Raw genomic sequence first — 17,667 nt, forward strand, 5'->3', positions numbered from 1 at the left:
TCATCCTGCTGTGCGAATGGGGTGTGAATTCAGAGGATAGCCCCGTTCACGGTACAAACGGAAGCGGTCCCGCGCCGGTAGCCGCACCGGGTCGTGTTCGATGACGATCTCAGCCATACGCTGGAAGCGGCTGAAGAACGCTGGCGGTTGGTCCGAGAGGTTGATCAGCAGATCGTTGTAGCTGCCGGGTTGGTCGGCCCAGCCACAGGCGACTGGCTCTTCCGGGCCTTCGCCCAGCACCACATGAGGTACAAAAGCGTCGCGTCGGAATGACCAGAGCAGGTCGTCGACCTGACGGGTAATGGCCTCGTCCGGGCAGTGCAGATACACCCGATGGCCCTTGTGCCAGGCCTTTTGAGCCAGGCGGCAAGCGTACGCCAGCCGGGTGTCCGGCTGATCGCTGGAGAGCAGGTAGAAATCGATGCGGGTCATAAAGGTAGCTTCAAGCCTCAAGCGGCAAGCTGCAAGCTAAAACCGCAACACCAGACCGGCTTGAGGCTTGTCGCTTGCAGCTTGTGGCTGCTGTATCAGGCGCCAGCCTGAGAAAGCAGATATTGCATCAACAGCGGAACCGGCCGGCCGGTGGCGCCTTTATCCTTGCCGCCGCTGATCCAGGCGGTGCCGGCGATATCCAGGTGCGCCCACGGGTAGGCCTTGGCGTAGCGCGACAGGAAACAACCGGCGGTGATGGTGCCGGCCTTCGGGCCGCCGATGTTGGCCATGTCGGCAAACGGGCTGTCGAGCTGCTCCTGGTATTCCTCAAACAGCGGCAATTGCCAGGCGCGGTCGCCGGCGCGGGTGCCGGCATCCAGCAACTGAGCGATCAGCTCGTCGTTGTTGCCCATCAGGCCGGAGGCGTTGCTGCCAAGGGCGACGATGCAGGCACCGGTCAGGGTGGCGATGTCGATTACGCTGGCGGGCTTGAAGCGTTCGGCGTAGGTCAGTGCGTCGCACAGCACCAGACGGCCTTCGGCGTCGGTGTTGAGAATCTCGATGGTCTGGCCGGACATGCTGGTGACGATGTCGCCGGGGCGTGTCGCGGTGCCGCTCGGCATGTTCTCGGCCGAGGCAATCAGGCCAACCAGATTGATCGGCAGCTGCAGGCTGGCGACCGCCTTGACCACGCCGAGTACGGTTGCCGCGCCGCACATGTCGTATTTCATTTCGTCCATGGTCGCGGCTGGCTTGATGCTGATGCCGCCGGTGTCGAAGGTGATGCCCTTGCCGACCAGAACGTGTGGCTTGTCCTTGGCCTTGCCGCCGTTGTAGCTGATGCGGATCAGTTTGGCCGGTTCGGCACTCCCGGCGCTGACCGCCAGCAGGGCGCCCATGCCGAGGGCCTTCATGGCTTTCTCGTCGAGCACTTCGACTTCGAGCCCCTTGTGCGCCTTCGCCAGCGCCTTGGCCTGGTTGGCCAGGTAGGTGGGAGTGCAGACGTTGCCCGGCAGGTTGCCCAGGTCGCGGGTCAATGACATGCCGTCACTGATGGCAGTACCTTCGGCAATGGCTTGCTTGAGCGCGTCGGCATCGGCCTTGTCGGCTGCCCACAGGCTGAGCTTTTTCAGCTTCGGCTTGTCGGCCTTCTTACTCTTGAATTGGTCAAAGCCGTAGAGGTTATCGTAGCAGGCTTCGACCAGCAGGCGGGTTTGCTCGGCGGTGGTGCGGTTCTTCACGCCGCTGGCGTTGAGCGCAAACACGGCGTCGGTCGCCGGCCCGGCCTTGACTGCTGTCAGGGCCTGTTGCACCAGCTTGCGCCAGGCGCGATCGCTCAGTGCTTCTTCCTTGCCGCTGCCGAGCAGCAGCACGCGCTGGGCGGCGACGCCGGGGAGGGCAAACAGCATCAGGCTGCTGCCGCTCTTGCCGCTGAGGTCACCATTCTTCAGCGCGGCACTCAATTGCCCGCCGCAGACCTTGTCCAGATCAGCGGCCGGGCCGCTCAGGGTCTTGCCTTCGTTGACCGCGACAACCAGACAGCCGCATTTGATGGTTTCCAGTGCGCCGTGCTTTACGTTGAACTCCATGGTACTCCCCAAGACAAATCGAGATGATTGGCTGATAATACGGGCAAATTCCCGTGGGTGTCTGTCGGGCTGCTGCTGGCAGACATGTCAGTCCTGCATTCTGGCCTATTCGTGCAGCCCCTTAAAGACCCCGGAGCCAAGGACCTTATCCGTGATTGTTTTTCGTTATCTGAGTCGCGAGGTGCTGCTGACCCTGACGGCGGTGAGCGGTGTACTGCTACTGATTATCGTCAGTGGGCGCTTCATCAAGTATCTGGCGCAGGCCGCCGCCGGTCAGCTCGACGCAGCAGTGCTGTTCTCCATCATGGCCTATCGGATGCCCGGCTTTCTGGTGCTGATCCTGCCGCTTGGGCTGTTCCTCGGCATCCTGCTGGCATACGGGCGATTGTATCTCGACAGCGAGATGACGGTGCTCTCGGCGACCGGGATGAGCGACCGCAAGCTGCTGGCCTATACCCAGGGGCCGGCGCTGCTGGTTGCGCTGCTGGTCGCGTTGCTGAGTTTTTGGGGCGCTCCGGCCGGGGTGCTGAAAACCCAACAGTTGCTCAATCAGCAGGATGCTCTGACCGAATTTGACACACTCTCTGCCGGCCGTTTTCAAGCGCTCGGCAGCGGCCAGCGGGTAACCTACGCGGGCGGCTTGTCGGATGACCGTACCGAATTGCAGGACGTTTTCATCACCGAGCGCCGCGGCCAGGGCGAAGACGCGGTACTGGGGGTGCTGGTGGCCGAGTCCGGTACCCAGGAGCTGAATCCGGATGGCAGTCGCTATCTGGTGCTGAAAAACGGTTTCCGTTACGAAGGTCAGCCCGGTGCGGCCAATTTTCGCAGTATTTCCTATGACACCTACGGTGTGTTGCTGCCCAAGCCGGAAGTGCAGACCGAAGTCAGTGATCGCGAAGCGATGAGCACGACTCAACTGCTGAGCGAAGACGGGCTTGATGAGCGTGCCGAATTGCAGTGGCGCATTGCTATTCCGCTGCTGGTGCCGATTGTGGCTTTCTTCGCTGTGCCGCTGGCGCGGGTAAATCCGCGCCAGGGACGATTCCTCAAGCTGCTACCGGCGATTCTGCTGTATATGGCCTATCTGGCGTTGCTGATCAGTGCTCGCGGCTGGATCGAGTCGGGCAAGCTGTCGCCGCAGATCGGTCTGTGGTGGGTGCATGGTTTGTTCCTGCTGATAGGGCTGGGGTTCAACTGGCGGGCGTTGACTGCGCCCAGCCGTGCCCAGGGAGGTGCGCATGCGGCGGCTTGATCGACATATCGGCAGTGCGGTACTGCTGAGCATCCTGGTAGTGCTGGCTGTGATTCTCGGGCTGGATCTGCTGTTTGCCTACATCAACGAACTGGACGAACTCAAGGGTGGCTACGGCGCGGCTCAGGCCCTGAGCTATACGCTGCTGTCGTTGCCACGCCGGGTGCATGACCTGCTGCCGCTGGCCGCGCTGGTCGGCTGTCTGGTCGGATTGGGTACACTGGCGAGCAACTCCGAGCTGACCATCATGCGCGCCGCTGGCGTGTCCATCGCGCGCATTACCTTTTCGGTCATGAAGCCGTTGCTGGTATTGATGCTGCTGGGTGTGCTGGTGGGCGAGTATGTTGCGCCCTACAGCGAGAACATGGCCGCCAGCCGCAAGGCAATCGCGGTGGGCAGTAACGAAGCGCTCAAGTCCAAGGGGCTCTGGCACCGTGAGGGCAATGATTTTTTGCACATCAACGCGGTCCAGCCCAATGGCGTTCTGTACGGCGTTACCCGCTATCGCTTTGACGACCAGCGCCGCCTGCTGGATGCCAGCTTTGCCAGTCGCGCCTCGGTACAGGAAGATGACTGGTTGATGGAAGACGTTCGCTCCACCCACTTTGCCGAATCGGGTGAGAGTACCGTGACGGTTAATCTGCAGGAGCGCTGGAGCATTCATCTGTCACCTGAGTTGCTCAAGGTGGTGGTGCTGGACGCCGACGCTCTGCCGCTTACCGGGATCTGGCATTACCAGAAGTATCTGGCCGACCAAGGGCTGGACAATCAGCCCTACTGGCTGGCGTTTTGGAAGAAGCTGTTCCAGCCGCTGGCAACCGCTGCGCTGGTTTTTGTGGCGGTGTCTTTCGTCTTTGGTCCGTTGCGCTCTGTGACTATGGGCCAGCGCTTGTTTACCGGGGTGTTGGTGGGCTTTGTTTTCCAGATTGGTCAGGACCTGCTGGGGCCATCCAGTCTGGTGTTCGGCTTTTCGCCGTTGATCGCTGTACTACTGCCGATCCTGGTGCTGGTGCTGTTGGGGAGCTATCTGTTGCGCAGGGCCGGGTGACGCTGGCCCTTTGACGCAATTGGGGGATGACCACCAGCTGTGGCTCAGGCATGCTTGGGCCGAAGCAGTTGTCCCGACAGGTAAGCAGGGTTGCTCCGTCCAATGCTCAAGGAAACACCTCCATCCAGTGTGCTGTCCGCCGGACTGGCGATTGCACTGTTGTTGTTTCTTCTCGCCATTCATGTCGCCTCAAGCCAGCCCGGGCTGGGCTTTTCTGTTGGATCTGCGGCCAGCGGCGTGGCTGTCCGCTCGGTTGATGAGCGAAGCCTGCTGGCACAGCAGATAACACCGGGAGATCTTGTGCTGGCCCTGCGTAGCAGTGCAGGACTGATGGCGCTGGAAGGCTGGGACGCCGTTGCCGAGCCCGACGATGCTGTCGAGTATGCGACCTACAACCGTTTCTTTCTGCGCCATGAAGCCCTCTGGCAGATCATTCACGGTGAAGGGCTTGAGGTGCTGGTACAGCCGTATGTGCTCAAGGGGCAGCCACCGCCACCGCGCTGGCTTGCGCTGACACCCGCACCGCTGCGCGGTATTGACGCGCTACCGCTGTCGTTCTGGTATCAGATGGCTTGCGCCCTCGCCGTGCTGCTGATGGGCGTTGCCGCCTGGGCTTTCGTCAACACCGAACGCGGGCCTCAACTCTACGCCATGGCAGGTCTGGTGGTTGCTGTGGCGATGACGGCTAGCGCGATCTACACCAGCCGTGAACTCACGCTCGCGCCGGACTGGTTCCTGCTGCTATCGAGGCTTAATCAGGCCGGTGCCATGCTGTTCGCGGGTATGGGAACCACGCTGTTCTGGTACTACCCGGTCAGGCTGGGGCGGCTGGCATTCGAGTACCTGATGCTGCCGCTGGTGCTGCTGACTCTGATCGGAAACTGGTTGCAGTGGTGGCCGAACTTGGATCTGGCGGCCCGTTATCCGCTGCTGGTCTGGTTGATGGTCGACTTCGTTTTTGCCTTTCTGCAATGGCAGCGAACCCGGTTTGAGCCGGTTGAGCGGGCGCGCCTGAAATGGATGCTGGTGGCCTGGTTTACCGGCGCAGTGGGTTACCTTGGTGCAGTGATTGCGCCACAGGTAATGGGTTTCCTGCCACTCATACCTCAGCAGTATGCCTGGGGGCTGTTTGTTGTCAGCTACCTGGGCATTGCGCTGGGTATTGTCCGCTACCGCTTGTTTGATCTGGACCGCTGGATACTGATGGCATGGTTCTGGTTTGCCTTCGGGATCGTGTTTGTCGCGATTGACGCCAGTCTGGTGCTGCTGCTGGATCTGCAGACCAGCATCGGCGTTTTGATGTCGCTGGCGCTGGTCGGCTGGGTTTACCTGCCGCTGCGCAACAGCATGATGAACTGGCTGTCACCCCGTGATGCACCCGAGACGCTGCACAAGCGTTTACCGGCGATCCTGCAGCAGGCATTCGAGTACCAGCGGCCGGTTGCCGAGCAATGGGGGCAGGCGCTGCAGGATATCTACCATCCACTGAGTTGCGAGTCGTCGAGCGAACGGATAGATACGCCACAATTGCGTGACAACGGATTGCGCATGGCGGTGCCTGCGGTAGCTTCGCAGGGAAGCTATTTGCTCAGTTATGCCGCTGGCGGCCGACGCCTGTTCAACCCGCGTGATCTGCAGTTCAGTGTACAAGCCCTGACCCTGTTTCGTTATGCGCGCGACTATCACCAGTCCTTCCAGAATGGCGTGATCAGTGAACGTCGGCGAGTAGCGCGTGACCTGCACGATGATGTGGGGGCGCGCCTGCTGTCAGTGGTCTATCGCGCCCAGGGTGATGAGCGGTTGCAGCGTCTGGCCCGAGAGTGCCTCGGTGAGCTGCGTGAGGTCATTCAGGGGCTGCAGAAAAGCGAGGTGCCGCTGCTGCAGAGCTATTCACGCTGGCACGCCGAAGCGCGTGAGCGCTGCACATTGTTCGGCGTGGAACTAAGCATGGAGCTGGCCCCGGATATCGGCAGCTACCTGCTGAGTCCGCGCTTGGAGCGTAACCTGTCGCGCGTGCTGCGCGAGTGCCTGTCGAACAGCTTTCGGCATGCCGGGGCAACGTCAATCACGGTCAGCTTACGGATGACAGCGGGGCGGTTGGCATTGGAGTACGCCGATAACGGCCGTGGACTGGCGGCTGCTGTACTGGACGGGCTGGATGGCCTGGGGCTGGCGGGTATCCGCCAGCGCTGTGAGGAGCTGGGCGGAGAGGTGGCGCTCTGGTCGCCACTGCAGGGTGGCTTGGCTGTGCACTGTGAGGTCCCGATGGGAGGGGGCGGGCGAACATGAACAGAGTCATGATTCTGGAAGATTTGCGTGACGCGCAGGTGTGGTTGAGCGAGGCGGTCAGACTGGCCTGGCCAGAGGCAGGCATTCAGCTGTATGCCCGGCTGGATTCGGCACTGGCAGCTCTTGAGCAGGAAGAGCCGGCGCTGTGTCTGGTCGATCTGCAGCTGCCGGATGGATCTGGGGTCGACTTCATTGCGGGCTGCCGGCAACGCTATCCAGCGGCGCAGTTGGTGGTTGCCACCATGTACGATGATGACATGCACCTGTTTCCGGCGCTGCAGGCGGGAGCTAATGGCTACTTGCTCAAGGAAGACTCTCAGCAGCAGATTGCGCTTGCACTGCAGGGAATCGTACGCGGAATTCCGCCGCTGTCACCGCAAATTGCCCAGCGCATGCTGGGGTATTTTCAGCAACTGCCCAGCGGTGCGGCCGCCGAAACAGCGCGGCGTGATCCGGCCGACGAGGAGGCTGCTGATTGTCTCAGCGCCCGTGAGCGCGAGTTTCTGCTGGTCATCGGTAATGGATACAAGACGGCGGAGGCGGCTGATATGCTGGGTGTGAGTTATCACACCGCCGCCAAACACATCAAAAACATTTACGCCAAGCTCGGAATCAGCAGCCGTGCCCAAGCGGTGCAGGAAGCCATTCGGATGGGATTGCTTAATTGAAGGTGCTGCATCCGCTGCCATTTACTGAATGTATGCATACAGATAGTCCCTTGATGTGAGTGATCGCAGGCGGGACTGTAGGAGGGGGCAGGAGCAGTGTCGTACCCAATAATGGTATTTGCCATCAGCGTACCCAAGATTGGGTACGCATGAGTCAGTCTTTGAAAGTGCCCTTGGGCAGGGTGATCAGGCGGGTGCCGGAGGCGATGTCGTGCCAACTGCGAGACTCGCGGTCCCATAGTTGCCAGAGAAAGCCGAGCCCAGCGCAAAGCCAAGACAGCTGTGCCACTGCCAGACGGATCAGCGCCTGGCGACCGGTGATCGAGCTGCCGTCTGATTGCTGCAGGCGAATACGCCACGCTTGCATGCCCAGGGACTGCCCCTTCTTGGTCCAGAACCAGCTGTAGAAACCGATGGTGATGGCGATCACGATCAAGGTGAGGATTGGGTCGCCGACGTAGGCGCCCTGTTCGGCCTCGGCGTGAGCCACCGCTTCACCGCTGATCCAGATATGCACGCTGAGATAGATCAGGGTCGCGACCATCAGCGCCGCGAGCAGCAGCAACAGGTCGTAGCCAGCGGCGAACAGCCGGCGGAAGAGCCCGGTCGGCGGGAAATCGCCAACCGGCTGCAGTTGTTTGACGGCCATGGCTTAGCTCTGGCGGCGGGTCAATGGGGGGGCGGCGAAGCGAACCTTGCTCAGCCCGCCCTGCATCAGCGCCCGAATGTTGCCATGGTCGCTCCCCTCTGGTGTCTGCACGACCGCGCGGTAGTGCTCGGCAAAGCACTGCAATGCCTGCTCATCGCTCAGTCCCTGGTCCAGTGCCATGGCCAGCACCTTGCAGGAGCCCTGATTCTGTTCAGCGCTGTTATGCACCGGGCCGTTGTCAAAGGCGGTGGGCTGGTGGTCATAGGTCGCGTCGATAAAGGCCAGTGTCTCGGCGAACTGGTGCTCTGGGTTGCCCAGGCGGGCAATGAACTGCTCGGGGGTCATGCTTTGTCCTGTTTCTGCGCCTTGTCGAAGGCGGCTTTTTGTTCCGGGCTGGCTTCGGTCTGGTATTTTGCCTTCCACTCGGCGTAGGGCATGCCATAGACCGCTTCGCGCGCTTCATCCATGCTCAGCTCAATGTCCATGTCATCAGCCGCCGCTTTGTACCATTTTGACAGGCAGTTGCGACAAAAGCCGGCGAGGGTCATCAGGTCGATGTTCTGCACGTCCTTACGGTTGCGCAGATGGCTGACGAGGTTGCGGAAGGCGGCAGCTTCCAGTTCGAGACGCTCCTGCTTGGTCATGATCGGGTTTCCTTCATGCTGCGATGGCGGGGCATGGCGCGTCGATACGGCGCACCGACTCTGAGCGCAAGGATAATTGGCTACCGGGTATTGTCAATCAGCCTCAGTCACGCGCGGCGCTGAGGGTGATCGATACCGACTCGGCAAACCGCAGTGCATGTGGCTTGTCGACTTCCACTTCGGCATAGCGGACCTGCTCGTGCTGCATGACGATGTCGAGCAGCTCCTGAGTCAGCCGTTCCAGCAGCGCGAAGCGGTTTTCTTCAACATGCTGAATGAGTGCCTTGGTGATAGTGCGGTAATTCAGCGCCTGCTCTATCTGGTTGACGCTGACCGCGTCGGCGGCCGGATAGAGAATGGTAGCGTTGATCAGAATATCCTGCCGGTTGAGGATTTCCTCTTCCTTGATACCGATATAGGTGCGCAGGCGCAGATCTTTGATGCGGATGCGGGCCAGGCCCGGTGGCAGTTGGTTCATGGTCAGTTACCCCGGCTGATCAGTTGCAGGAATTCCTGGCGGGTGTTGACCGATTCACGGAAGGCACCGAGCATCACCGAACTGTGCATTGAGGAGTTCTGCTTCTCGACGCCGCGCATCATCATGCACATGTGCTTAGCCTCGATGACGACAGCAACGCCCCGGGCATTGGTAACCTGCTGAATGGCCTCGGCGATCTGGCGGGTCAGGTTCTCCTGAATCTGCAGTCGACGGGCGAACATGTCGACAATGCGCGCGACCTTGGAGAGGCCGATCACCTTGCCGGTCGGTATGTAGGCGACATGCGCCTTGCCGATAAACGGCAGCATGTGGTGCTCACACAGTGAGTACAGCTCGATGTCCTTGACGATCACCATTTCATCGTTGTCGGAGTCGAACAGTGCGCCGTTGACGATTTCGTCCAGTGACTGGTTATAGCCGTGGCAGAGGAACTGCATGGCCTTGGCAGCGCGTTCCGGCGTGCCCTTGAGGCCGTCACGTTCCGGCTGTTCTCCCAGGTTGGTGAGGACGTCGAGGTAGTTTTTCGTCAGTTTTTCCAGGCTCATGGCGTTGTCTCGTCGGCTTACTTGAGATGCCGGCCGCCGTTCAGGGGCAGGCAGCTTCCGGTTATATAGGGGTTATCCATCAGAAAGCGGATGGACTGGTAGACGACATCCGGTCCGGGCTCGATGCCCATTGCCGACTTGGCCAGCGCCCGGGCGCGGTAGTCGGCATCGTCCTCTGGGTTGAACATGATCAGCGCCGGTGTGATGGCGTTGACCTTGACTGCGGGTGCCAGACTGGCGGCAAAGGAGCGTGTCAGTCCTTCAAGGCCGGTTTTGGTGGCGCAGTAGCCGATATGGCGCGCGCTGCCCTTGCGGGTGACATCATCGCCAAGATGGATGATGTCTGCGGGGGCGCCGGCTACGAAGAGTGTGCTGCATTGCAGGTTGATCAGATAAGGCGCCTGCATATGCACCATGAACATTTGCTGCAGGGCGTCGGCACCGGCACTGTCATCCATCCAGAGTGAGGCGTTGTGGATGATGGCACGCAGGCGCGGCGCGCGGGCGCGCAACTGGTCGATGAACTGCTGAATACCGGCCGTGCTGGAAAAGTCTGCCAGCATCGCTTCAATGCCGGCTGGCAGCGGTTGCTCTTCCCACTCAGGGCGCAAACGACGGCAGGTAATCAACACCCGATAACCGTCAGCGGCAAGGCGGCGGGCGCAATGCAGCCCGACACGTTGGGCACCGCCGGTAATGACAATGGTATCGGGAGCGGCCGATGTGCTCGGCATACTCGTCTGCATGAAGTTCGAATTCCTTGGTCCGCAGTGCGGATGCTGCGTCTTTGCACAGGTTTCGGCGGGCATGTTAACACGCTGGCAGACGTTGGTCGGACAACTTCATGTAACAGGGCAGTACCAAACGCCTGATCATGTACAATGTCCGTACAAGTTGCCCGGTTGGGCTTCGGTTCGCTACGGACATGATGCGATGAATGAAGCAGCTGACGGCGAGCAGTCTATCGCCCTTGAGACCCTTTACCCGATCCGCGAAGTCTCGCGGTTGACGGGTGTTAACCCCATTACCCTGCGGGCGTGGGAGCGACGCTATGGCCTGCTGGTACCGCATCGCACCGATAGCGGTCACCGGCTTTATTCCCAGCGAGATATTGAGCGGGTCCGCACGATTACCAACTGGATCGCCAAGGGCGTTGCGGTCAGTAAGGTGGCATCGATCATTGATCGGGGTGGTCTGGACGCGCCGCGTCCGGCAGCCACCCCGGAAGTGCCGACGGTGCTGGACCAGTGGCAGAGCAGTCTGGAGGACGCGCTGGGCGCGTTCGACCTGACGCTGCTGGAGCGCCGCTATGAGCAGTTATTGGCGGTAATGCCGCTGGCTTCGGCCCTCACTGGCGTGCTGCTGCCGGTGTTGCGGCGCCAGCGTCGCGGTACGTCCGAGTCGTTGCTGCTCGACGGCGTGTTGCGTGGTCGGCTGCTGCAGCGTTGTGCCCATCGGGAGGAGGGACGGCCGTCGGTCCTGCTGGTCAATCTGCAGGGCGCCGAGGGCGAGGTCGAAGCGTTGGCTACCGCCGCGCTGATCGCTGACGCTCAGGTCAATCTGGGGTTCCTTCCTGCACTACCGGAGCTGCCAAGCTTGCTGCTTGCGGCTGAACAGTCTGGCTGCAAGCTACTGGTGATGTTCAGTGAAGGGCCGTTGGAAACTGCTTTTCTGCAGCGTCAGTTGAGCGCTTTGAACCAGCATCTGGAATGTGAGCTTGCGGTAGCGGGTGGCTGTTGTGCGCTGCAGACTGATGCGCTGGCTGCGGCAGGAGTGCATTGCATGGGTGGGTTGGGGCAGGAGTTGTGCGCCAGCACCCGGTTGCTGCTGGCCGGACAGTTCGACAGCTGAGATCGCTCAGCTGTCTGCGCGCAGTGCGTCGAGTTGTGCTTGCAGTGCGTCGGCCCGCTGCTCTGCCTCGACCCGTGCGGTCACGTCTTTCTGAATGCCGATGAAGTAGGTCAGTTGGTCGGCGTCGTTCAGCACCGGGGTAACAGACAACTCATTCCAGAACAGGCTACCGTCCTTGCGGTAGTTACGCAGCGTGACGCGACATGGGCGCCCGTCGCGAATGGCTTCGCGCAGATCCTGAAGTGCCTGCTGATCACGGTCATCACCCTGCAGAAAGCGGCAGTCCTGATAGAGAATCTCATCGGCACTGTAGCCGGTGAGCGCCTCAAAGGCCGGATTCACGTAGATGAGGATGTTGTCGTCACCTTCCTGCTCTGCGACGACAATGCCGTCGTTGGAAGCGTTGACGACCAGCTGCAGCAGCTTCGCGTTGATCATGCGTTATCTATCCGGGTTGCGTGTCGGCCCATTCTATCGCAAGGCCCCGGGGTGTCCAGCAGGCAGTGCGTACCGGCAGTTCCTTTGTGCTTGAGGCATAATGCCGCCTCGTGATTATTTCGGGAGAACAGAATTCATGCATCTGGTGATCATCAGCGGTTCGGTATTCGGGACCGCGAATCTGGTAGCGGACGAAGCACAGACCCTGCTGAGCAATGCCGGTGTGCAAGTCAGTCGCTTGCAGCCGCTGTCGTTGGATGCCTTGCTGGCGCTGGCACCGGATGCACTGCTGGTCTGCACCTCAACCACCGGTATGGGTGAGCTGCCTGACACCCTGGTGCCTCTGTTTCACGAGATGCGGGATCGCTTCCCGCTGCTGACCGGCAAGCCGTTCGGCGTGATCGCGCTCGGAGACTCGGCCTACGGCGATACCTTCTGCCTGGCGGGCGAACAGTTTCGTGAGCTGCTGCTGGAGCTGCAGGCCAGCGAGGCGCTGCCTATGCTGCGGCTGGATGCCAGCGAAACCGTTACCCCGGAAACCGATGCCGAACCCTGGCTGCAGGAACTGGTCGGTCTTTTGCAGGACTGAGGGTCAGTCCTCGCTGGGCAAAGGAGCGCCGCTGGCCAACTGCGTCAGCGCGTCCTCTTCCAGCAGGATGATCTGACCGTACTGAATCTTCAGCCAGCCAAGACTTTCCAGGCGCTTGAGTAGTTTGTTGATGCTCTGTCTTGAGCTGTTGAGCATCTGGCCGAGTGACTCCTGTGACAGCTGCACGCAGGGGCGTCGCCCTTCGTCATCCGTCTGGCCATAGTTGTGCGCGTGCATCAGCAGCCGTTTGGCCAGCCGTGAGGACAGTGGCAGTAGCGCGCTGTCTTCAAGCATTGCAAAGGAGATGCGGATGCGCCGGCAGAGGATGCGCATGAACATCGGGTAGAGCTCCGGGCGCCGTTCCAGCATTTGATGAAAGGCCGGGCGAGGAATCATGAGCAGCTCGGTCGGGCCGCTGGCGACGGTGTCGTGGGAGCGCGGCAGGCCATCGAACAGCGAGATTTCACCGAACCAGCTGCCGGGGCTGAGAATGGCCAAAATTGCTTCACGACCGTCCTGACCGATATTGCTGATGCGGGCGCTGCCGCTGATTACGCCATAGAGCCCATCGGGCTGGTCGTCCTTGGCGTAGACAAATTCACCGTCCTGCAAGGTACGTATCCGCGCCAGCGCCAACAGCTCATCCAGCACGTCCTGCGGCAATTCTCCAAACCAGCGATTCTGCTGCAACAGCTTGGCCAGCTGCGGGTTGTTGCCCATCTCGGACACTGTAATGTGTTTGACAGTCCGCTTTGCCGTCACCGTCTAGACTCCACTGATACTGAACGTCCCACAGTATGCCGCACGAGCGCTGGGGATGTCCTGTAGCGTCAGCCGCCTGTACGGGCCCGATTACATTATTCCAACAATAGAGGATTACTCCCCATGAATGCAGTACATGCTCTGTCCGAAATCAGCCTGAAGAACAAGGTTAGTGCCGAAGAGTGGCAGGTCCGTGTCGAGTTGGCCGCATCTTACCGTCTGATCGCCATGTACGGCTGGGACGACCTGGTCTTCACCCACATCTCTGCCAAGATTCCGGGCACTGAGCACTTTCTGATCAACCCCTATGGTCTGATGTTCGAAGAGGTCACCGCGTCCAATCTGGTCAAGATCGACCTGCAGGGCAACAAGGTTGAAGAATCTCCCTATAACGTCAACCCGGCGGGCTTCACCATTCACAGCGCCATTCATGAGGTGCGCCATGATGCCAACTGCGTGATGCATACGCACACCGCTGCCGGGATTGCCGTGTCCGCTCAGAAGGATGGCATTCTGCCGATCTCCCAGCAGTCGATCTTTGTACTCAGCAGCCTGGCCTATCACGACTACGAAGGGGTTGCGCTGAACCATGAAGAGAAGCCGCGCCTGCAGGCCGACCTGGGTCGCGCCAACAACCTGGTGCTGCGCAACCATGGTTTGCTGACCTGCGGCAAATCGGTCGCTGATGCTTTCCTGACTATGTACACCCTGCAGCGCTGCTGTGAAATCCAGGTGCGCGCCCAGGCGCAGAACGCCGAGCTGATTCCGATTCCGCAGTCGGTGCTGGACGGTGCTGCTGCCAGCATGAAGAAGGCCACCAACGGTGCTGGCGCCGGTATTGCCTGGCCGGCGCTGCTGCGCAAGCTGGATCGTGTCAACCCGGGCTATGACGCCTGAGGTGGCTGTTACCGGCATTGCCTTGGACGACTGGCTCGCTCAGAGCCAGGTGTTCGATTATCGAGGGCATCAGATTCGCTGGTGGGAAGCAGGGGCGGGTGAGCCGCTCCTGCTGATCCACGGTTTTCCTACTGGATCATGGGATTGGCACTATCTCTGGCAGGCGCTGGCCGAGCGCTATCGGGTCATTGCGCTGGACATGATCGGTTTTGCCTTCTCCGACAAACCGCGCAAGTACCGCTACAATTTGCTCGATCAGGCGGACCTTCAGCAGGCGCTGATGCAGCACCTGGGTATTGACCGCTATCACGTGCTGGCGCATGACTACGGCGATAGCGTCGCGCAGGAGTTGTTGGCGCGGCATGAAGCCAGTGATGGTTTTCTGTGTTCGATGTGCTTTCTGAACGGTGGGCTGTTCCCGGAGACCCATCATCCTGTGTTGTTGCAGAAACTGCTGATGAGCCCGATTGGTCCACTTATCGGTAGACGCTACAACCGAGCACGGATGGCGCGGACCTTCGGCAACGTCTTTGGACCGCAGACGCAACCCGATGAGCGCGAGCTCGACGGTTTCTGGCGTCTGATCGAGTTCAATCAGGGGCCGAAGATCATGCATCTGCTGATCCGTTACATGGCGGATCGCCGAGAACATCGTGATCGCTGGGTGCAGGCAATGCAAGCAACCTGCCTGCCGCTGCGGGTCATTGATGGTGCGGTTGACCCGGTTTCCGGTGCGCATATGGTTGAGCGCTATCGGCAACTGATTCCGAACCCGGATACCGTACTGCTGCCAGATATCGGCCATTACCCGCAGGTTGAGGCGCCTGAACAGGTGTTGAAGCACTACCTGGCGTTTCGTCAGCAGCGGGTGGATGTGACCGAAGAAGCAACAACCCCGGCCTGAGCCGGGGTTGTTGTATTCAGGCCTGTTCTTCGCGCAAGAACACCAGTTGGTTCTCGCTGCTGGAGGCAGGGTCGAAACGGTAGCCGTCCAGGTTGAAGTCCTTCAGTCCTTCCGGATCCTGCAGCCGTTCCTTGATGATGTAGCGGGCCATCAGGCCACGGGCCTTCTTGGCATAGAAGCTGATGATCTTGTACTGCCCGTTCTTCCGGTCCTTGAACACCGTATCGATAACCCGCGCATTCAGCGCCTTGGGTTTGACCGCGCCGAAGTACTCCTGCGAGGCCAGGTTGATCAACACCTGATCGCCCTGCGCCGCCAGGTCCTCGTTCAGCCACTGGCTGATACGCTCACCCCAGAAGGTGTAAAGATCCTTGCCGCGCGGGTTGGCCAATTTCGTGCCCATTTCCAGACGGTAGGGCTGCATCAGGTCGAGCGGACGCAGCAGGCCGTAAAGGCCGGAGAGCATGCGCAGGTGCTGCTGGGCGAAGGCAAAGTCGTCGGCACTGAAATCCTCGGCATTCAGGCCGGTATAGACATCGCCCTTGAACGCCAGCAACGCTTGTTTGGCGTTGTGCGGCGTACTCTCCCGCTCCCAGCTGCCGTAGCGGGCAACGTTGAGGCTGGCCAGTTTGTCCGACAGCGACATCAGTTTGGCGATCTCCTGCGGCGACTTTTCGCGCAGTACTTCGATCAGCTCGACGCTGTGTTCGACAAAGCGCGGCTGGGTGTTCTGTTCGATCACCGGGGGCGTGTCGTAATCAAGGGTCTTGGCGGGGGAAATCACCATCAGCATGGGCGTACTCCTGTCAGCTTTAGCCGTGGATTATGCCGCAAAGCTGCGCCGCGATGGGTAATGGGTTGGATAGAGGGGGGCTATCGGGCTTCGCAGCTACAAGCTACAAGCTACAAGCTACAAGCTACAAGCGAAAAGCGAGAAGCGAGAAGCGAAACCGGGGTGAGCTATCGGGTACGTTGAGGACGCTCGACTTATGAAAAACCCGCGTGATCTGACACCACGCGGGTTTTTCTTGCAGCTTGAAGCTTACGGCTTGCAGCTACCGGCCAAAGCTCGGTCAGAGGTGCGTTTCTGCGTACTCAGCCAGTGCCGAGCGTGGAACGCCCTGCAAGTGGATGTGCACACCGTGAGGAAAGTCTTTGAAGCATTCGGTCAGATAGGTCAGGCCTGAGCTGGTGGCATTGAGGTAAGGGGTGTCGATCTGCGCCAGGTTACCAAGACAGATCACCTTCGAGCCGTTGCCGGCACGGGTAATGATGGTCTTGATCTGGTGCGGGGTCAGGTTCTGGCTTTCGTCGATCAGGATGAAGCTCTGCTGGAAACTGCGGCCGCGGATGTAGTTCAGGGATTTGAACTGCAACGGTACGCGATCGAGGATGTATTCCACGCTGCCGTGGGTGCTCTCGTCATCCATGTGCAGGGCTTCAAGGTTGTCGGTGATCGCCCCGAGCCAGGGCTCCATCTTCTCTTTCTCGGTACCGGGCAGAAAGCCGATATCTTCGTCCAGGCCCTGGGTGCTGCGGGTGGCGATGATGCGGCGGTAGGTCTTGGTGACCATGGTTTGCTCGATGGCGGCAGCCAGCGCCAGAATCGTCTTGCCCGAGCCTGCCGCGCCGGTCAGGTTGACCAGATGGATGTCCGGGTCCATCAAGGCATACATGGCCAGCGCCTGGAAGATGTCCCGCGGGCGCAGCCCCCAGCACTCCTGATGCAGCATAGGTTCCTGGTGCAGGTCGCGGATGGTCAGGTTGCTGCCGTCGATGCCCTTGACCCAGCCGATAAAGCCCTGATCATCGATGATGAAGTCGTTGATGTGCAGCGCTGGCAGGTTGTCGGTGAGCTGAACCTCATGCACGGTCTGACCGGTCAATTGACGGGTCTCCACCTTTGCCACCCGCTCCCAGAAGGAGCCTTCGATTTCATGGTAACCACGGGCCAGCAGGGAAATGTCATCGAGCAACTGGTCGGTGTGGTAGTCCTCAGCGTCAATGCCGCAAGCCCGCGCCTTCAGACGCATGTTGATGTCCTTGGACACCAGCACGATGCGGTCATCGGGATGCAGGCTCTGCAATTGGCAGAGCTGGTTGATGATCTTGTTGTCGTTAAGGTCGTTGGGCAGGCAGTGGGCGGGAATCGGGGCCTTGTCCATCAGGATGGCGAGTGTGCCGTTGGGGCCGAGCTTGCCGCGCTCGATGGCAACGCCCTGTTCTACCTGATCAGGTGGTGCGTCTCCGAGGGTTTTGTCAATCAGCCGAATCGCCTGACGACAGTCTGCTGCGGTGCTGGATTTGCCGGATTTGAGTTTGTCGAGTTCTTCCAGAACGGTCATCGGGATGATGACGTGGTGTTCTTCGAAGTTAAGCAGTGCGTTGGGATCGTGAATGAGTACGTTGGTATCAAGAACGTAGAAGGTGTGCTCGGTCGGTCCGCACGCTTCCATATGCTGTACCTCGCAGTGCCGGTGACGCGACTGTATCAGGCAGCATCGGCTGCGCCTGGCAGTCCACTGGGCCGGCTCGCACAGCACTCGGGTATCAAGGGATCACCACGACGGCGTGGACCGGTTGATCGACGTATAACGCAAACAGAATG

Annotated in this window: 20 protein-coding genes; 8 read left to right on the plus strand and 12 right to left on the minus strand. The window is 60.3% G+C overall.

Annotated features, from left to right (window positions below):
• Positions 1 to 432 carry a DNA polymerase III subunit chi gene (locus tag C1949_RS13665; protein WP_104739032.1) on the minus strand — a complete coding sequence of 144 codons (432 nt, stop codon included), beginning with the start codon at positions 430 to 432 and terminating at the stop codon, positions 1 to 3.
• A gap of 95 nt (positions 433 to 527) precedes the next feature.
• Positions 528 to 2,021 carry a leucyl aminopeptidase gene (locus tag C1949_RS13670; RefSeq protein ID WP_104739033.1) on the minus strand — a complete coding sequence of 498 codons (1,494 nt, stop codon included), beginning with the start codon at positions 2,019 to 2,021 and terminating at the stop codon, positions 528 to 530.
• Positions 2,022 to 2,172: 151 nt separating this feature from the next.
• On the opposite strand from C1949_RS13670, the gene lptF reads away from it, so the two are divergent.
• The 4 genes from lptF to C1949_RS13690 all read left to right on the plus strand — a co-directional run bounded on the left by lptF (position 2,173) and on the right by C1949_RS13690 (position 7,281).
• Positions 2,173 to 3,276, plus strand: a complete 1,104-nt coding sequence (gene lptF / locus C1949_RS13675) for an LPS export ABC transporter permease LptF (RefSeq protein WP_104739034.1) — start codon at positions 2,173 to 2,175, stop codon at positions 3,274 to 3,276.
• Positions 3,263 to 4,324, plus strand: a complete 1,062-nt coding sequence (gene lptG, locus C1949_RS13680; RefSeq protein WP_104739035.1) for an LPS export ABC transporter permease LptG — start codon at positions 3,263 to 3,265, stop codon at positions 4,322 to 4,324. The genes lptF and lptG overlap by 14 nt, the downstream gene beginning before the upstream one ends.
• A gap of 90 nt (positions 4,325 to 4,414) precedes the next feature.
• Positions 4,415 to 6,613 carry a sensor histidine kinase gene (locus C1949_RS13685; RefSeq protein WP_146040322.1) on the plus strand — a complete coding sequence of 733 codons (2,199 nt, stop codon included), beginning with the start codon at positions 4,415 to 4,417 and terminating at the stop codon, positions 6,611 to 6,613.
• Positions 6,610 to 7,281, plus strand: a complete 672-nt coding sequence (locus C1949_RS13690; RefSeq protein WP_104739037.1) for a response regulator — start codon at positions 6,610 to 6,612, stop codon at positions 7,279 to 7,281. The genes C1949_RS13685 and C1949_RS13690 overlap by 4 nt, the downstream gene beginning before the upstream one ends.
• 154 nt (positions 7,282 to 7,435) lie before the next feature.
• On the opposite strand, the gene C1949_RS13695 is transcribed toward C1949_RS13690, so the two are convergent.
• From C1949_RS13695 to folM, 6 genes are all read right to left on the minus strand, one after another.
• Positions 7,436 to 7,930 (minus strand): RDD family protein, encoded by a 495-nt coding sequence (locus tag C1949_RS13695; RefSeq protein WP_104739038.1) that lies wholly within the window; start codon positions 7,928 to 7,930, stop codon positions 7,436 to 7,438.
• Between the two features lie 3 nt (positions 7,931 to 7,933).
• Positions 7,934 to 8,275, minus strand: a complete 342-nt coding sequence (locus C1949_RS13700; protein ID WP_104739039.1) for a HopJ type III effector protein — start codon at positions 8,273 to 8,275, stop codon at positions 7,934 to 7,936.
• Complete coding sequence (locus C1949_RS13705) at positions 8,272 to 8,574, minus strand: DUF1244 domain-containing protein (protein ID WP_104739040.1); 303 nt, start codon at positions 8,572 to 8,574, stop codon at positions 8,272 to 8,274. The genes C1949_RS13700 and C1949_RS13705 overlap by 4 nt, the downstream gene beginning before the upstream one ends.
• Before the next feature lie 103 nt (positions 8,575 to 8,677).
• A complete protein-coding gene (gene folX / locus C1949_RS13710; RefSeq protein WP_104739041.1) occupies positions 8,678 to 9,052 on the minus strand; it encodes a dihydroneopterin triphosphate 2'-epimerase in 375 nt (124 codons plus the stop codon).
• Positions 9,053 to 9,054: 2 nt separating this feature from the next.
• Positions 9,055 to 9,618, minus strand: a complete 564-nt coding sequence (folE, locus tag C1949_RS13715; RefSeq protein WP_104739042.1) for a GTP cyclohydrolase I FolE — start codon at positions 9,616 to 9,618, stop codon at positions 9,055 to 9,057.
• A 17-nt stretch (positions 9,619 to 9,635) separates the two neighbouring features.
• Positions 9,636 to 10,364 carry a dihydromonapterin reductase gene (folM, locus tag C1949_RS13720; protein ID WP_373289808.1) on the minus strand — a complete coding sequence of 243 codons (729 nt, stop codon included), beginning with the start codon at positions 10,362 to 10,364 and terminating at the stop codon, positions 9,636 to 9,638.
• 187 nt (positions 10,365 to 10,551) lie between these two features.
• On the opposite strand from folM, the gene C1949_RS13725 reads away from it, so the two are divergent.
• On the plus strand, positions 10,552 to 11,469 hold the full coding sequence (locus tag C1949_RS13725) for a MerR family transcriptional regulator (RefSeq protein ID WP_170063079.1): 918 nt from the start codon (positions 10,552 to 10,554) through the stop codon (positions 11,467 to 11,469).
• 6 nt (positions 11,470 to 11,475) lie between these two features.
• Here the strand turns inward: C1949_RS13725 and C1949_RS13730 are convergent, their stop codons facing one another.
• Positions 11,476 to 11,907 carry a PAS domain-containing protein gene (locus C1949_RS13730; protein WP_104739045.1) on the minus strand — a complete coding sequence of 144 codons (432 nt, stop codon included), beginning with the start codon at positions 11,905 to 11,907 and terminating at the stop codon, positions 11,476 to 11,478.
• A 136-nt stretch (positions 11,908 to 12,043) separates the two neighbouring features.
• On the opposite strand from C1949_RS13730, the gene C1949_RS13735 reads away from it, so the two are divergent.
• Entirely contained in the window at positions 12,044 to 12,496 is a 453-nt protein-coding gene (locus C1949_RS13735) for a flavodoxin domain-containing protein (RefSeq protein WP_104739046.1), read from the plus strand.
• A 3-nt stretch (positions 12,497 to 12,499) separates the two neighbouring features.
• Here C1949_RS13735 and C1949_RS13740 read toward each other — a convergent pair whose 3' ends face one another.
• Complete coding sequence (locus C1949_RS13740) at positions 12,500 to 13,216, minus strand: Crp/Fnr family transcriptional regulator (protein WP_104739047.1); 717 nt, start codon at positions 13,214 to 13,216, stop codon at positions 12,500 to 12,502.
• A 165-nt stretch (positions 13,217 to 13,381) separates the two neighbouring features.
• Between C1949_RS13740 and C1949_RS13745 the strand changes: the two genes are divergently transcribed.
• Positions 13,382 to 14,155: a class II aldolase/adducin family protein gene (locus C1949_RS13745; protein WP_104739048.1), complete on the plus strand. Its 774-nt coding sequence runs from the start codon at positions 13,382 to 13,384 to the stop codon at positions 14,153 to 14,155.
• Positions 14,145 to 15,059: an alpha/beta fold hydrolase gene (locus tag C1949_RS13750; RefSeq protein ID WP_104739049.1), complete on the plus strand. Its 915-nt coding sequence runs from the start codon at positions 14,145 to 14,147 to the stop codon at positions 15,057 to 15,059. The genes C1949_RS13745 and C1949_RS13750 overlap by 11 nt, the downstream gene beginning before the upstream one ends.
• A gap of 16 nt (positions 15,060 to 15,075) precedes the next feature.
• On the opposite strand, the gene yaaA is transcribed toward C1949_RS13750, so the two are convergent.
• Both yaaA and C1949_RS13760 read right to left on the minus strand, forming a co-directional pair.
• Entirely contained in the window at positions 15,076 to 15,852 is a 777-nt protein-coding gene (gene yaaA, locus C1949_RS13755) for a peroxide stress protein YaaA (RefSeq protein WP_104739050.1), read from the minus strand.
• Between the two features lie 280 nt (positions 15,853 to 16,132).
• On the minus strand, positions 16,133 to 17,515 hold the full coding sequence (locus tag C1949_RS13760; protein ID WP_104739051.1) for a PhoH family protein: 1,383 nt from the start codon (positions 17,513 to 17,515) through the stop codon (positions 16,133 to 16,135).
• Positions 17,516 to 17,667 lie beyond the last annotated feature (152 nt).

Origin of the sequence: Halopseudomonas oceani, from assembly GCF_002903165.1 — a bacterium.
GTDB classification, from domain to species: domain Bacteria; phylum Pseudomonadota; class Gammaproteobacteria; order Pseudomonadales; family Pseudomonadaceae; genus Halopseudomonas; species Halopseudomonas oceani.